Annotated in this window: 16 protein-coding genes; 13 read left to right on the forward strand and 3 right to left on the reverse strand. The window is 45.1% G+C overall.

The window, feature by feature from the left end:
* Complete coding sequence (thrC, locus tag RTR76_RS13030; RefSeq protein ID WP_312521335.1) at positions 1-1,245, reverse strand: threonine synthase; 1,245 nt, start codon at positions 1,243-1,245, stop codon at positions 1-3.
* Between the two features lie 184 nt (positions 1,246-1,429).
* Here thrC and RTR76_RS13035 point away from each other — a divergent pair, with 184 nt between their 5' ends.
* Positions 1,430-2,209 carry a transposase gene (locus RTR76_RS13035; protein ID WP_312521336.1) on the forward strand — a complete coding sequence of 260 codons (780 nt, stop codon included), beginning with the start codon at positions 1,430-1,432 and terminating at the stop codon, positions 2,207-2,209.
* Positions 2,210-2,374: 165 nt separating this feature from the next.
* Entirely contained in the window at positions 2,375-3,763 is a 1,389-nt protein-coding gene (locus RTR76_RS13040) for an S-layer homology domain-containing protein (protein ID WP_312521337.1), read from the forward strand.
* 45 nt (positions 3,764-3,808) lie between these two features.
* Here RTR76_RS13040 and RTR76_RS13045 read toward each other — a convergent pair whose 3' ends face one another.
* On the reverse strand, positions 3,809-3,970 hold the full coding sequence (locus tag RTR76_RS13045) for a hypothetical protein (protein WP_312521339.1): 162 nt from the start codon (positions 3,968-3,970) through the stop codon (positions 3,809-3,811).
* A 135-nt stretch (positions 3,971-4,105) separates the two neighbouring features.
* On the opposite strand from RTR76_RS13045, the gene RTR76_RS13050 reads away from it, so the two are divergent.
* The 6 genes from RTR76_RS13050 to polX all read left to right on the forward strand — a co-directional run bounded on the left by RTR76_RS13050 (position 4,106) and on the right by polX (position 10,961).
* Positions 4,106-4,681, forward strand: a complete 576-nt coding sequence (locus RTR76_RS13050; RefSeq protein ID WP_312521341.1) for an exonuclease domain-containing protein — start codon at positions 4,106-4,108, stop codon at positions 4,679-4,681.
* 318 nt (positions 4,682-4,999) lie between these two features.
* On the forward strand, positions 5,000-5,443 hold the full coding sequence (locus RTR76_RS13055; RefSeq protein ID WP_312521342.1) for a glucosaminidase domain-containing protein: 444 nt from the start codon (positions 5,000-5,002) through the stop codon (positions 5,441-5,443).
* 332 nt (positions 5,444-5,775) lie between these two features.
* Positions 5,776-6,471: a TerC family protein gene (locus RTR76_RS13060; protein ID WP_312521344.1), complete on the forward strand. Its 696-nt coding sequence runs from the start codon at positions 5,776-5,778 to the stop codon at positions 6,469-6,471.
* A 139-nt stretch (positions 6,472-6,610) separates the two neighbouring features.
* Positions 6,611-7,120: a DcrB-related protein gene (locus RTR76_RS13065; protein WP_312521346.1), complete on the forward strand. Its 510-nt coding sequence runs from the start codon at positions 6,611-6,613 to the stop codon at positions 7,118-7,120.
* A 113-nt stretch (positions 7,121-7,233) separates the two neighbouring features.
* On the forward strand, positions 7,234-9,201 hold the full coding sequence (locus tag RTR76_RS13070) for a penicillin-binding transpeptidase domain-containing protein (RefSeq protein WP_312521348.1): 1,968 nt from the start codon (positions 7,234-7,236) through the stop codon (positions 9,199-9,201).
* 44 nt (positions 9,202-9,245) lie between these two features.
* Positions 9,246-10,961, forward strand: a complete 1,716-nt coding sequence (polX, locus tag RTR76_RS13075) for a DNA polymerase/3'-5' exonuclease PolX (RefSeq protein ID WP_312521349.1) — start codon at positions 9,246-9,248, stop codon at positions 10,959-10,961.
* A gap of 63 nt (positions 10,962-11,024) precedes the next feature.
* Here the strand turns inward: polX and RTR76_RS13080 are convergent, their stop codons facing one another.
* Positions 11,025-11,225, reverse strand: a complete 201-nt coding sequence (locus RTR76_RS13080) for an alpha/beta-type small acid-soluble spore protein (protein WP_312521351.1) — start codon at positions 11,223-11,225, stop codon at positions 11,025-11,027.
* 358 nt (positions 11,226-11,583) lie between these two features.
* Here RTR76_RS13080 and RTR76_RS13085 point away from each other — a divergent pair, with 358 nt between their 5' ends.
* The 5 genes from RTR76_RS13085 to RTR76_RS13105 all read left to right on the forward strand — a co-directional run bounded on the left by RTR76_RS13085 (position 11,584) and on the right by RTR76_RS13105 (position 15,385).
* Positions 11,584-13,254 (forward strand): formate--tetrahydrofolate ligase, encoded by a 1,671-nt coding sequence (locus RTR76_RS13085; RefSeq protein ID WP_312521353.1) that lies wholly within the window; start codon positions 11,584-11,586, stop codon positions 13,252-13,254.
* Positions 13,255-13,264: 10 nt separating this feature from the next.
* Complete coding sequence (locus tag RTR76_RS13090; protein ID WP_312521355.1) at positions 13,265-14,098, forward strand: bifunctional 5,10-methylenetetrahydrofolate dehydrogenase/5,10-methenyltetrahydrofolate cyclohydrolase; 834 nt, start codon at positions 13,265-13,267, stop codon at positions 14,096-14,098.
* Between the two features lie 100 nt (positions 14,099-14,198).
* Positions 14,199-14,540, forward strand: a complete 342-nt coding sequence (gene hypA / locus RTR76_RS13095; RefSeq protein ID WP_312521356.1) for a hydrogenase maturation nickel metallochaperone HypA — start codon at positions 14,199-14,201, stop codon at positions 14,538-14,540.
* Positions 14,540-15,202: a hydrogenase nickel incorporation protein HypB gene (gene hypB / locus RTR76_RS13100; protein WP_312521358.1), complete on the forward strand. Its 663-nt coding sequence runs from the start codon at positions 14,540-14,542 to the stop codon at positions 15,200-15,202. Before hypA ends, hypB begins: the two co-directional genes overlap by 1 nt.
* A 6-nt stretch (positions 15,203-15,208) precedes the next feature.
* Positions 15,209-15,385 (forward strand): aspartyl-phosphate phosphatase Spo0E family protein, encoded by a 177-nt coding sequence (locus RTR76_RS13105; protein WP_312521360.1) that lies wholly within the window; start codon positions 15,209-15,211, stop codon positions 15,383-15,385.
* The last annotated feature ends 7 nt before the right edge of the window (positions 15,386-15,392 follow it).

The following is a 15,392-nucleotide window of genomic DNA, read 5'->3' on the forward strand; positions in this document are numbered from 1 at the left end:
TTACTTGACAGCAGCTTTAACGGCAGCTAAGGACGGAGGGATAATAATCGGTGATCCCGCTGCCTTGACGGCGCTCTTAATGTCTTTAAGGCCGTTTCCAGTCACTAAAATAGCGACAGTGGCTGATTTGTCAATGATGCCGGCACTAACAGCACGCTGTACTCCGGCAGCGGCGGCAACTCCAGCGGGTTCGCCAAAGACGGCGGCCTTGCGGGCAAGCAGCTTCATCGCAGCTAGTATTTCTGCATCTGTTACCGCTATGTAGGCACCTTCTGATTGAGTGATAGCCTGCAGCCCTTTTGCAAAGTTACGAGGATGACCAACAGCAATTGAATCAGCCAGTGTCAGTGCTTCGCAGGGAATAAGTGGAGCATCATTCTGCCAGGACGTAACGAAAGGCTGGCAGCCTTCAGCCTGCACACCTAATATTTTGGGAACTTTTGCAATAAAGCCCAGTCGAACCATTTCCCACAGACCTTTGTAAACACCGCCTACCGTGCAGCCATCACCTACTGATACAGCTACCCAGTCCGGCATCGCTTCGCCTAAAGCCAGAATCTGTTCTACCAGTTCAAGTGATACTGTTTTCTTTCCCTCTATAAGGTTAGGGTTGACGGCGCAGTTGCGATTGTACCAGCCGAACTCGGCGCTGGCCTCCATGCACAGCTCCCACGCCTGATCATATGTACCGTCAACGGCAAATACCTGGGCGCCGTAAATCAAAAGCTGAGCAATTTTCGCCTCCGGTGCTGTTTTAGGCACAAAAATTGTTGCAGGCAGCTGGGCAGCAGCTGCAAAGCCTGCTAAAGAGGAAGCCGCATTGCCGGTGGATGCGCAAGTGATGCGAGCCGCTTTTTTCTCGATGGCTTTAATTACGCCAATTGAGCTGGCCCGGTCTTTAAAAGAAGCAGTGGGATTACGGCCTTCATCCTTGACATAGCAATTGGCCACACCTAACTCGGCAGCAAGTAAAGGCGCTCGGTATAAGGGGGTCCAGCCGACCTGCAGATGGGGAATGGTGTCGGTGTCTGCAACCGGCAGCAGCGGCAGATATCGCCACATGGAATATCTGCGGCAATCCTTCAAGGAGCTTGGATTAAACTGTTTGCCGATACTGTCGTAATCGTATACGACATTTAGGATTCCATCGTTATAACCGCAATCGGGGCAATATAACTCAATAACAGCTGGATCGTACTCCTGCCCGCAGTGAACGCATTGGAGGCTTTTGACAAATTCCATCATGGTCACCTCGCTTACCTATAATCATAATCTACAGATAAAGCATAACAAAACATGTACGCGCAGACAAGGTTTTTGTTTGTCACCGAAAAACGTATTAGCAGAATCTAATGTAACTGTCACCTTTTTAAATAACAACAAAGTTGGTTAAAATAAATTAAGAAAGGATATTAGTGAAGAAAGAAGGATGATGATGCCGAGAGTCTCTAGAGAAAAATCACGAAGCGGTATCTATCACATTGTGCTCAGAGGAATAAACCGGCAGGATATTTTTCATACGGAAGAGGATTTTCTGAATTTCCTGGGTATTGTCAAGCGGGTGAAAGCAGCTCAGCAGTTTCAGCTATATGCCTATTGCTTAATGCGAAATCATATTCATTTACTCATCCATGAGCAAAACGAGGATATAGCAAAAACGATGAAGCGCATCGCAGTCAGCTATGCAGGCTGGTACAATAGTCAATATGAAAGAACCGGACATGTTTTTCAAGACCGATTTAAGAGTGAGCCGGTTGAAGATCACCAATATTTGCTGACTGTTCTGCGGTACATACATAATAACCCTGTAAAGGAATATTTGGTCACAAATCCGGAGAAATATCGATGGAGCAGTTGTAAAGAGTATTATGAAGATGCCTTGCCTATTGATGAAGTAACGGATACGGCATACATTTTAGGAGTTTTTTCTGCCGATAAAGAGACTGGCCGAACGCTGCTGCAGGATTTTATGAAGCTGCAGGACTTTGACCAAATATTAGATATTGAAAAGCGGGAAAGAAAAAGCGATGCTGAGCTTGAGGCACATGTGGAGTACTTGCTGGACGGACAGCCTGTTTTACGCTTGGCAACCATGAACAAGCAGGAAAGGAATAGCTTCTTGCAGCAGTTAAAAAAGCTGAAGGGTGTAACGCAACGGCAGATAGCAAGAGTAACTGGCTTAAATCCGAATATTATATTTAAAGCATAGGAAGCAAGGGGGAGAGCTCTTTGCTTCCTATGCTTTTGCAGACCAAAATGAACAGAAAGATCGCAATGACCAAAATATTTATTTTCATAATATTGCCATTGTACAATGAATTAGAAAAATTTATTTTTATTCATTTTTATTTATTTTGAGGAGGAATTATACTTTATGAAAAAACCTTTTTTCTTAGCCTTTGCCGCTGCATTGGCATTTGGTGTTGGCAGTACAACCTTTGCGGCACCGGCAAATTTTGTTGATGTTCCTGCAAAACACTGGTCGTATGATGCGGTTTCTTATTTGGTCCAAGCTGGAATTATTGATGGTTATGGAGATAATACTTTTCGGGGCGATAAAACAATAACCCGTTACGAAATGGCTGAGATTGTGTATAAGGCTATGCAGAACCAGTCAAAAGCGAATATTGCACAGAAGGCTCTGATTGATAAACTGGGTGCGGAATATGCTCTGGAAATGAACAAAATTGATAAGCTCGATACTCGCCTTACCAAAGTGGAGCAGAACCAGTCCGGAATTAAGTTCTCTGGTTCCTTACTGGTACAGCAAAAATGGAAGTCCATGGACAATGTTCAAACTAAAAAAGGCTCCAATACGGAACAATCCTGGTTCCGCATGAACGGTACCGCCAAAGTCGATGAAAATACTTCTATCGGTATGCGGCTTGTTAACATTGCGCCGACAAAGGACAACTTTAGAGCCGCCAATGCCATCGCCGCCGGTACGCAGGGAAATTCCAGCTCAAATACGTACGGTGCGGAAGTTGACCGTTTCTTTGCAACTACAAAGCTTGGTGCTGTAAAAGCTACGCTTGGCCGTCAGGCATTAGCACTAGATAAAGAAGACATTCTGGTAGACAGCGCTTTCTTCAGTTACGATGGTGCAAAGTTAGCCTGGGACTGGAATGGTCTTAGCTTTGATGTCAAGCATGGCCGTTTTGCTCGCGATGTACGGGGCTATGCGTTTGACAATATGAGTGGGGATACTGCGTTGAAATTTAAAGATGATGGAACATTAGAAACTCCTGCAACCTACTCATCTGCATTCTCTAATGTTGATGTTGATTCTATTTCTATTGCCTCCAAATCAGGCAAACTTAACTGGAATGTGGGTGCTGCTTCCTTTAGAAACTGGAAAATGAATCAAAATCTTACAAAATACTATTATACGTACGCTGGCTGGCAGTTTAATGATAAATTCTCAATGGCCGCCGAATACGGCAAGAACCAAGAGGCCACTGAGGGCGGCGCATTTGGTACTGTGAAGGCTGTTTATGGCGCACAATCACTTAGCAAAAAAGGCAATCAGAACTTTACTGTCCAATACTGGGAAAACCAGAAAAATGCGCTCTACACGGCCTATACCTCAATTGATACCGTAGATGAAGGAGTTTCTGATGCTGTTAAAACGCTGGACTTCAGCTACCGTTATGCCTTTAGTAAGAATATGACTGCTAAGCTGCAGCATGCTACCATAACTGACAAAACGGATAATAAAAACAGCTACTCGTTCTGGAAGACGCAGTTTATCTACAAATTTTAATAATAAAGGGAAGCCATCAAGGCTTCCCTTTATCGTTGTACCCTATTATTGATTTTCTTCATAATCGGCGGCTTCTGTCCCCATCGTTGCCAGCATCAGTTCGGCATCGGAAATGCTTGAAAAAGTGCCTGCAATCAGGCGTTTGCTTGAGGGTCCTTCTGGTTGTTCAGACATGGCGGGAACCGGATTTTTGTCTGATTGCTCCATTTCTTTCACCTCCTGTGACTGTATCTTAGTTTTTTCAAGTTTAGCTCATCTCATCCGTAACTAGCACAGCAGGAAGATAGTTCTTAAATGGCTAATATATCCTTTAAAAAGGGGTTAGAAAGTGGAGGTCTCATAGTGCCGGCAGATTATAAGAATTATCTGGTCTTTGATTTTGAATTTACTACTCATGATAGTATGTGTGGACGACCTAGAGGATTTTTTCAGGAGGTCATTGAAGTAGGGGCGGTCTTATTTACTCTGCCTGAATACAAAAATGAATGGCAGTATCAGACATTCGTAAAACCGGTTTTCTTTCCCCGCTTGTCACCAGCCTGCAAGAACTTGACAATGATTAATCAGGAGGATGTTGATGGGGGTATAGCACTAGGTGAAATGCTCACCAAACTATCCGTGCCGTATAAAGCTGGTGAAACCGGATTGGTTGCCTGGGGAAACTCAGACAGGGAAGTGGTGGAAAATTGCTGTGCTAAATATAAACTGTCTTGTCCCTTTGACTGGTCGGATTATATTGATTTAGCAGAGGAATACAAAGCTTTTTATCTGCATGAACGGAGGCTTTCATTAAAGCACGCTGTTGAAGAACGTCAAATAGAGCGCAAGGGCTTTTACCACCTTGCATTGGATGATGCCGAGAATACAGCCCTAATTGCGGCGCGGATGCTGCAAGAAGGCTGGCTTCCTGGGAAATAGACTCCTTAGAATATAAGACTACTGCACTATAGTGGTCTGAGACTGTCGACAAAAGTATCCAGCAAAGGAGATCGCCACGCTAGGCTCGCGATGACACTAGGCTTTATTGTCTTTGCGAGGAGTAAACGGACGCGGCAATCTCCTTTAGGTACATTTTTCTACATGCTGAGACTACTGCAGCTGCGGTGGTCTTATGTTTTTTTGTCTGCCTGTTTGACTATCTTGGAAGAAGATTCATATTATACAGTAGCTTCAATAGTTGAAGTAAAGCATTCAAGAAATGTACTGTATTGGAATCTATTGCAAGGAGGCTTAAGGATGGACCCGGAGCAATTTATAGACTGGCTGGTACCTGCTGCGCAGCCTACCTGCCGCTCCTATCAGCTGCCGGTTAGCGTTTGTGTTGCTCAGGCGGCAATAGAGAGCGGCTGGGGAAAATATTGCATTGGCAAATACAATTTGTTTGGCCGTAAATACAATGGCAGCGGTGCCTATATTGAAAAAGTGACAGACGAGTATATCGATGGCGAGTGGTTGACAATAACTGCTAAATTTCAGGACTATGCCAGCCTGGAAGAAGCAGTGGAAGATTGGTGCATTCTCCTTACACAGGAACCGGTCTATGAGGGCTGCCTGGCTTATCGGGATCATGCAGAGCAATTTATTCAAGCCCTGGCACCGATTTATGCTACTGATCCTGACTATGAAGATAAGGTCCTGGCTACTATCCATGCGAATGATCTTACTCAATTTGACTGTTAAGACAGGCTGGGCTCTGATCGCTGCTGTAAGCGATTGGGGCAGGCCTTACATAGTTGCTGCAAGGAGGTAGTACTGCATGGTGGTATTTTTGTTTCTGCTGAATGACATATTATACTGAAAAAACAGCATATTAATGTAAATATAAAGAATAAGTATACGTTTTTGAAATTGTATACATGAATTGGCGATACAAGAAACCTTGCATTTTGAGGGTTAGTCTGCTAAACTAATATTTAGTACGTGGTACTAAGATTGAAAGGGCGGTGCCGTATCGGGCGAAGCAAAAGGATCTATCCTTATAAATTTGCTAGTAGAAAAGGAAGTGCAGGAAAATGGAGTTCTTAATCGCACTATTTGGTATCATGATGGTGAACATCGTGCTAAGTGGTGATAATGCGGTGGTTATTGCAATGGCCAGTCGCTGTCTCCCGCCAAAGCAACAAAAGATGGCCATTCTGTGGGGTAGTGCCGGGGCAATAGGGCTGCGGGTCATATTAACACTCGTAGCAGTAATGCTGTTACAGATCCCTTACCTTCAGTTTACCGGCGGATTACTGCTGGTTTGGATTGCTGCCAAGCTTCTGGTTGAGGAAAAGCATCAGGAGAATGTAGAGGCATCCGCTTCTTACTGGGCGGCGATTAAAACGATTATTATAGCTGATTTGGTTATGAGTTTGGACAATACGCTGGCTATCGCTGCAATTGCTGATGGCAACTATCTATTGCTGAGTGCTGGTTTAGCACTTAGTATTCCGCTTATTGTTTTTGGCAGTAACTTACTAATGAAAGTGATGGATAAGTATCCGGTTGTCATTTATGCAGGCGCGGGACTTATTGCCTGGACTGCCGGGGAAATGATGATCAGTGACGCAAAAATCGGTCCTTCACTGGAACATGTTTTGCCGGGTTGGCTGATACCAGCTGCTATTACAGCTGCTGTTCTTGGAATTGGCGTGTGGACCACTCATTACCGTAAAGTTAAGAGAGCCGAGAGGGGTCAGTCCAAAATTAGTCAATCGGTGCAATAAAATAGTTTATAAACAGTGTTTGCTAGAGGCTTGGGAATTAATTCCAAGTCTTTTTTGTTTTTTCGCAGGAAAAGTTATTGATCTTATGTAATATCTAATGATACGAATATGCCGGCTAGTGTGGGTAAAGGGGGATATTATGACCCGGGTTGCAATACTACTTCTTGTGATACTGCTGCTGATACCTGTTGCCGTTGATGCCAAGTTTTATCGGCAATATAACCATAAGCTTGAATTTGCCATGCCTGATAACTGGCAAAGCCTGGACCAAACTAACAATGAGTTTCTTGTTTATATTGTTGCGCCCGAGCTTCAGAATGAGATTAATATTCTTACACTGTTTCATCAACAAATACCAGAGAGTTATACACTGACGGATTATGTTAATAATACGGTGGTTAATCAAGCTAAGCTGTTGTGGCAATACCGGCTGCAAAATAAGCAGTTGGTAGAACATGCTTTTGGGCCGTACTACCGGTTGACATTTACCTGGAGCCTGTCCTGGGAGCAGCAATATTTTGTACAACAAATGCTGATCATCCGTTATCCCGATGTGTATGTATTAACTGCGACTGCTCCACTTGAGCGACGGGAAGAATATGAACCGGTATTCTTACGGGTTTTCGAAAGCTTTGCTTTCTTTAATTAGGCAAAAGAACAGACTGCAGCAAGAGGAAAACTCTGGCTTGCTACCGAATACTATAACCCGGGGAATATGCTTTATAATTCTATTTAACCCCACTGTTGGAGGCTTGTTTGACAATGGCAAAACTGGCAGATACCCCACAAAAGCGGGTTGCTGTATTTTTTTTCATTTTACTACTCTGCTTATTGGTTATCGGCGGCCGTATGGGCTATCTGCAATTGGTGCAAGGTCCTAAATTAGCTGAGAAAACCCGGCAGCAATTGCAGGAGAGCAGAGCACTTCAATCACCGCGAGGAACGATTTATGACCGTATGGGCCGGGAACTGGCTATCAGCGGTGTAACAAAATCCCTCTATGTTAATCCGAAACTTCTCAATAAAGATGCTGGTGAGGTTGCTGTCTGGCTGGCTCCTATATTGGAAATGAGTGAGAGCGGCATAAAGGAAAGACTGACTGTTGACAGCAGCTTTATGTGGCTGAAACGCACCTTGGAGCCTGATAAGGCCAAGTTAGTGGACGACCTTATTAAACAGCATCATCTTAGAGGGCTAGAGTTTGTAGAAGAAAGTAAACGCTATTATCCCAATGACAGCCTGGCCGCTCATATACTAGGCTTTGTCGGTACCGATGATATCGGTCTTGATGGTATTGAATCCGTCTTGGACAAGACAATTAAGGGAGACCGCCGGAAACAGCAATTGGAGACAGATGGGTACGGTGTTCCTATTTTTAAATCCATTCTTACTTTTTCACCTAGTCTGCAGGGAAAAAGTGTGTATTTGACTATCGACAACACTATTCAATTTATAGTAGAACAAAGCCTGGACAAGGCAATGGCTAAAACAAAAGCCAAAGCAGCAACTGCAATTATAATGAATCCCCGGACAGGCGAAATATTGGCAATGGTCAGCCGCCCCGGCTATAACCCGAATGCATTTAGCCGCTACTCTGAAGTAGAACGCAAGAACCGGGCGGTTTCGATTGTTTATGAGCCAGGCTCTACTTTTAAGCCGCTTGTAGCGGCAGCTGCCCTTGAAGAAGGAAAAGTACGGGCTGACGAGCGATTTGTTGATAATGGGTATGTAGAAGTGTCAGGCCGCCGCATTCAAAACTGGAGTGGCGACAGTTATGGCAATATTGGACTCGTTGATATTATAAAGAATTCAATTAACACGGGTATGGTTCAGCTCGGACTCAGACTGGGCAGTACGAAAATAACGGAATATGCCCGCAACTTTGGTTTTGGCCACGCTACCGGTATTGAACTGCCTGGAGAAGAAGAAGGTATTTTGTTTAATCCCGGTGATATGCGTGATGTCGATGTAGCAACCATGTCTATCGGTCAGGGGATTGCGGTTACCCCGCTGCAGCTGTTAACTGCGCTTGCTGCTATTGCAAATGACGGATTATTGCTAAAACCGCATATCATTAAGGAAATTCATAATGCCGATGACTCTATTGCCAGTGTAAGTGTTACTACACCGGTTCGGCAAGTAATTGCGCCAGAAATGGCCAAGATAATGACAACAATGATGGAAAAGGAAGTTTCTGAGGGCGGGGGTATAAAAGCAGCCGTTAAAGGCTACCGGTTTGCCGGCAAAACGGGTACGGCCGAGAAGCTGAAGGAATCAGGCGGGGGATACGAAGACAATCACTATATATCGTCTTTTACAGGCTTTGGGCCAGTTGAAGATCCACAGGTAGTGGCGCTTATTGTTATTGATGATCCTGTCGGTACATACTATGGTGCAGAGATAGTTGCACCTATTTTCAGTGAAATTATGCTGCAAGTCATGCGCTATCTGAATGTGCATCCTGAGCTTGTTTCGCAGGTTGCACCTCCGGTGAGTGCGAAAAAGGTGGAGATTGCTCCTCCGGCTAGCCCTGTTATAAAAGATGTCCCTCAAGGCAAAGTAGTTGTCCCTAATGTAAAAGGTAAGACCATACGGGAAGCTGCAGAGATCCTGACTAAAGCCGGTTTAGCCTTCGTTCCGGTCGGAACTGGATTGGCTGTCAGCCAAAAGTCGGAGGCAAACAGCATCGTCAGCAGCGGCGCAGAAATAACAGTAACATTCGAACAATAGCGAGAGACGGCCTCGCGCGAAAACAAAGTAAAGGAGGCTTTACTATGTCCGATAAACACCAACTAGCCAGGGTGTTGGAAGAAATCGCCGTTTTCCTAGAATTAAAGGGAGAAAACCCTTTTAAGATTAAGGCCTATCATACAGCGTCCCGGACAATTGACAAAGTGGATATGGATATGGCTGAGCTCGCTTTAAAGTGGGATACGGTTAAAGGAATCGGTAAAACGATTGGTCAGCAGGTGGAAGAGTTTGCTGCTACGGGGCGGCTGGCCTATCATGAAGAATTAAAAATAGCTGTTCCGCCGGTGCTTTTTGACTTGGTAAAGGTCCCCGGCTTAGGTCCGAAAAAGGCGTTGATTCTCCACGAGAAACTGGGAATTAATTCTGTAGGTGAACTGGAGTATGCCTGCCGGGAGAACCGGTTAAAGGATTTAGCGGGCTTTGGCGAAAAAACGCAAAGCAAGCTGCTTGAAGGCATTGAATATGTTAAGAAGTTCCAGGGACAGTTTTTATTGTGTGACGCTTTGCCGATCGCCGAAAAGCTGGCTGAATTTTTACGTGCTCATTCCTTTATTGAACAAGCACTGGTGGCAGGCAGTATCCGGCGCTGTGCGGAAACAGTCAAAGATATTGACATTGTTGTTGCAAGTTCTCAGCCTGAAAGGGTGAGCGAAGTCGCAGCTGTGATGCCGGGAGTACAGCAGCTCTTGAGTCAAGGGCCCACCAAAATAAGTCTTAAGCTGATTACCGGTATGAATCTGGATATTCGTATAGTGCCCTCTGAGCAATTTATTGGCTGCTTGCATCATTTCACCGGCAGTAAAGAACATCATGTACAATTACGCCGGCTGGCAAAAGAGCGGGACTTGAAAATAAATGAATATGGATTAACCGACTCGGTTGGCAAGCTGTTACCAATTGCTTCAGAAGAAGAGTTATACCTCAGGTTTGGACTGCCTTATATAGCACCTGAGCTGCGTGAAGGACGCGACGAAATTGAGCTTGCCCGTCAGAAACGTTTGCCGGAGCTTGTTTGTTTGAATGATGTTAAGGGAATGTTCCATGCCCATACCATTTATTCTGATGGAAACGCAAGTGTTGCAGATATGGCTGGAGCTTGTAAACGAAAAGGCTGGCACTATCTTGGCATTACCGATCATAGTCAGACAGCCGTATATGCCAGAGGATTACGGGTGGATACAGTACGGGAACAACGGTTGGAAATAGCTCGATTTAATGAAGAGAACAGTGATTTTTGTGTGTTGTCCGGAATTGAGAGTGACATTCTTCCTGATGGGTCACTGGATTATCCCGATGAAATTTTAGCTGAATTTGATTTCGTTATTGCATCGGTACATTCGGCATTCCGTCAGAGTGAGGCTGATATGACCCGTCGCATTCAACGGGCTATGGAAAATAAATTCGTTACTATGCTTGGGCATCCTACTGGGCGTATTTTATTGGCGCGTCAAGGTTATGATGTCGATTTGGCAGCTGTTATCCGCGCTGCAGGCGAAACCGGTACTATTATCGAGATTAATGCTAATCCTTACCGCCTTGATCTTGATTGGCGGTTTTACCAGCAGGCTAAAAGCCAGGGTGTTTTATTTTCTATCAATCCGGATGCTCATGGTATTGATGAAATTGATAATATGATGTATGGAGTGGCGATGGCTCGTAAAGGGGGATTGACTGCTGGCGATATTGTCAATACTTATCAGGGAGCCAGCCTCTTTAACATTCTTGCCCGAAAACGATAAAAACAAAAAGGGCGGCTTAGGCCACCCTTTTTGCATACCGCCAGTCACTGTGGAGCCGGCAGTTTAGGATAAGTTAGATTCATATTGCTCAATCATTTTGCGGACCATTTGACCGCCAACGCGACCGCAGTCGGCTGAAGTCATAGTAGCCCATCCATTGGAGCGAACGTGTTCAGCAATACCCAATTCGGAAGCAACTTCGAATTTCATACGATCGAGAGCGTTTTCAGAAGCGGGATTGACAGGTTTTCTGCTACGTGCCATGAAGAAATCACCTCCTTGATTTTCTGATACTAGTATTGGTCGAAAAAATAATGTTTATTCGCGTTATGTTATGTTAAATCGTTCCAAAAATCGACTAGTACCTTGTCAAGTCAAAACGGTAAGATAATGGCGAGGCTGTTTGTATGCAAACCAAGGCGGAGGAGGGAGGCATGCCGGATGTATGCTAACTGACGACAACGAAGGGGTGCACAAAACAGACCGCCAGTATTCACTGGATTAGATCTGACAAGTTGCTAAAGGCAGCTTAAGGAAAATTTAGTAGTCCCAGTCAGCAGGAAAGCTAATTGTCAGCACGAATACAAAACAGACGCAAACCAAGGAGCGGGAGGATGTAATAATGCTTAGTGATATTGAAATTGCCCAGGCAGCCAAAATGCTGCCGATAGAACAGGTAGCGGAAAAACTGGGAATTGAATCTGAGTATATTGAACAATATGGTAAATACAAAGCAAAAATTAGTCTTGATTTATATGAAAAACTCGAAAATCATCAGGATGGAAAGCTCATTTTAGTGACGGCGATTACTCCTACTCCGGCTGGTGAAGGAAAGTCGACCACAACAGTAGGGTTAGCTCAGGGGATTGCCAAACTGGGCAAAAAGGTGGCAGTAGCATTACGGGAACCATCCCTGGGGCCTTGCATGGGTGTTAAAGGGGGAGCTGCAGGCGGCGGCTATGCTCAGGTAGTGCCTATGGAAGATATTAATTTGCATTTTACCGGCGATATGCATGCCGTATCCAGCGCTCATAATTTGCTGGCTGCCATGCTGGATAATCATATTCAGCAATCCAATGCTTTACGCATCGATCCGCGCCGGATTGTGTGGCGGCGGGTCGTGGATATGAATGACCGGGCGCTGAGAAATATTATTATTGGCTTAGGCGGGAAAGCCCACGGTGTACCGCGTGAGGATGGATATGACATTACGGTTGCTTCTGAAGTGATGGCCATTTTATGTCTGGCCGGGGATCTGGAGGATTTGAAAAATCGTCTGGGCCGTATTGTCGTTGCCTATACCTATGATAATGAACCAGTCACTGTCAGCATGCTTAAAGCACAGGGTGCAATGGCGGCCTTATTGAAAGAGGCAATCAAACCCAATCTGGTTCAGACGCTGGAACATGTGCCGGCTTTTATTCATGGTGGTCCTTTTGCCAATATTGCTCATGGCTGTAATAGTGTTATGGCAACAAAGCTAGCTCTAAAACTGAGTGATTATGTTGTGACAGAAGCCGGTTTTGGCGCTGATCTGGGAGCCGAAAAATTCTTTGACATTAAGTGCCGTTATGCAAATCTTAAACCCCAGGCGGCAGTAATTGTTGCTACTGTACGGGCGTTAAAAATGCACGGCGGTGTACCGAAAACAGCGCTCACAATTCCCGATGTGCAGGCTGTAATTGAAGGTGCAGCCAATCTGGAAAAGCATATTGAAAATATTACTAAGTTTGGTGTGCCGGCAGTAGTAGCAGTAAATGTTTTTCCTACTGATACGGCAGAAGAATTGGCAGCGGTTGAAGCTATTTGCCAAAAGGCAGGTGTACCGGTGTCGATTTCCAATGTGTGGGCCCAAGGTGGTCAAGGGGGACTTGACTTAGCCCGGGTGGTGCTCGAATTGGCAGATGGCGGTAGTGCGCAGTTTGCGCCTATTTACCCATTAGATGCCTCCTTGGCAGATAAAGTGCGTATTATTGCCAGAGAAATCTATGGTGCAGCAGGGGTTGCCTTTACGAAAGAAGCAGAGAAAACGATCAATGAAATCGACAAAATGGGCTATAGCCACTTGCCGGTGTGTATGGCCAAGACGCAGTATTCTTTTTCTGATGATGCAAATCTGCTCGGCAGGCCGCGTGATTTTGTTGTCACCGTACGCCAGGCCCGGGTTGCGGCAGGTGCGGGATTTATTGTCATGCTGACTGGTGATATTATGACGATGCCTGGGCTGCCTAAGTTTCCTGCAGCTGAGAAGATCGATGTAGATAAAAATGGGCGTATTACCGGCCTGTTTTAGGAGGAGTTTCATGACAGTTCTATTAGACGGCAAACTGGTGGCCGCGGAGCGAAAAGGGCGGATTCAAACAAAAATTGCTGCATTAGCTGCACAGAATATTACGCCCTGCTTAGCAATTGTACTAGTTGAAGGAGATGCCGCTTCCCGGATCTATACTGACCGGATGACTAAATTAGCGGAAACAATGGGAATTACTGTTGTTGTGAAGGAACTGCCTGCTGAGGTCACTCAAGCAGAGTTGATACACGTGGTTAGTGAGCTGAGTGCTGATCCGTCTGTGCAGGGTATCCTGCCGATGATGCCGCTGCCTGCTCACCTAGATGCTGATCAAATTGCCGCACATATTCAGCCAGACAAGGATATTGACGGCTTGAATCCGCTGACCATTGGTCTGGTTACAGCCGGAAAAAGCCTGGCTGCGCCTTGTACGCCGCGTGCTGTGATGGCTATTTTAGATCATTATCATATTGAACTTAGTGGTCGCAGGGCCGTCATTATCGGCCGCAGCAACGTTGTGGGCAAGCCGCTTATTCAACTGCTGTTATCACGGAATGCGACAGTTATGGTCTGTCATTCTAAAACGCAGGATTTGGCCGCAATAGTCTCACAAGGGGATATTGTTATTGCTGCAGTTGGTAAAGCAAATTTAGTGAAGGCGAACATGATTAAACCCGGAGCTGTCGTTATTGATGTAGGTATCAATGAAGTTAACGGAAAAATGGTGGGCGACGTTGAATTTGAAAGTGTAGCGCCTATAGCCGGCTTCATTACCCCTGTGCCGGGGGGTGTAGGGTCCGTTACTACCACGATGGTGTTGGAAGCAGTGCTGCAGGGATATAAGTAAAAGTTAGGCTGCACAGCTATGGGGATTGGTTTGTCAGAGCCGGTGGCTGAAGCAGCTAAACAGGCAGTGAGAGCAGCTGATTATTTACGGGGGGAAGGCCATGCATGAGATGGCAATTGCCCAGGGGATTCTGGACATCGCAGTACAAGAAGCAACTCTGAATGGTGCTGAAACGATTACTCGAATTAAACTTCGGATAGGCGAAATGACCGGAGTGCAACCGGAAGCTCTAACTTTTTGCTTTGAAGCATTAGCAGCTGAGACACCGGCAGAAGCGGCGATATTAGAAATTGAACTTGTGCCGTTAACAGCCGAGTGTCAGTCCTGTGGTCAGCAATTTGGTGTTGAAAGATATCGATTTTGTTGCCCATCCTGTTCATCGGGATCGGTAAAAACTTTATCAGGGCGGGAATTGCAAGTGGAACATCTGGAGGTTGAGTAATGGAAATCAAAGTGATGGCTAACATCCTTGATAAAAATGACCGGATTGCAGCTGACATAAACTGCCGATTAAGCAAAAAGGGTATTTTTGTACTTAATTTACTGGGATCACCGGGCTCGGGTAAAACCTCCTTATTGGAGAAAACCATCGACGTACTAAAGAGTGAGTTGCGCTTGGCAGTCATTGAAGGTGACTTGTTTACTTCAAAAGATGCCGAACGGATTAATAGTCACGGGATACCCGTTATCCAAATCAATACAGGCGGCGGTTGTCATCTGGACGCCATTATGGTACAAAATGTACTGGATCGCCTGCACTTAGATGAATTAGACATGATTATTATTGAGAATGTTGGTAACCTCGTTTGCCCAGCGGAGTTTAATATTGGTGAAGATGCAAAAGCAACTGTTCTCAGTATTACTGAAGGTGAAGATAAACCGCTTAAATACCCGTTAATGTTTAAACAAGCGAGTGTAACTGTTTTAAATAAAGTTGATTTATTACCCTATACCTCCTTTGATATGGAGGCAGCTATTGACGATATAATCAGCATCAACCCACGCATGACTCTTATCCAGGCCTCCTGCCGAACAGGTGAAGGACTGCAACCCTGGTTTGACTGGCTGCGTGAACAAGTGCACAATAAGCAGGCAAGGAGTTAAGAGTCAATGAGTGATATAACAAGACAAGAGCAAGAAATTGAGTTACTGCGCAATCAGTTAAATGCTTTAGTGATAGAGAAGCAAGGCAATCTGAATCATCCTGCAGTCATGTTTTTAAGTGCCCGCTTAGATAAGCTGATTGTGGAATGCCAAAAAAATAAAGAGAGTTTTAGCTTAAAATAGTGATAAT

This window comes from Anaerospora sp., from assembly GCF_032013335.1.
GTDB lineage: Bacteria > Bacillota > Negativicutes > Sporomusales > DSM-15969 > Anaerospora.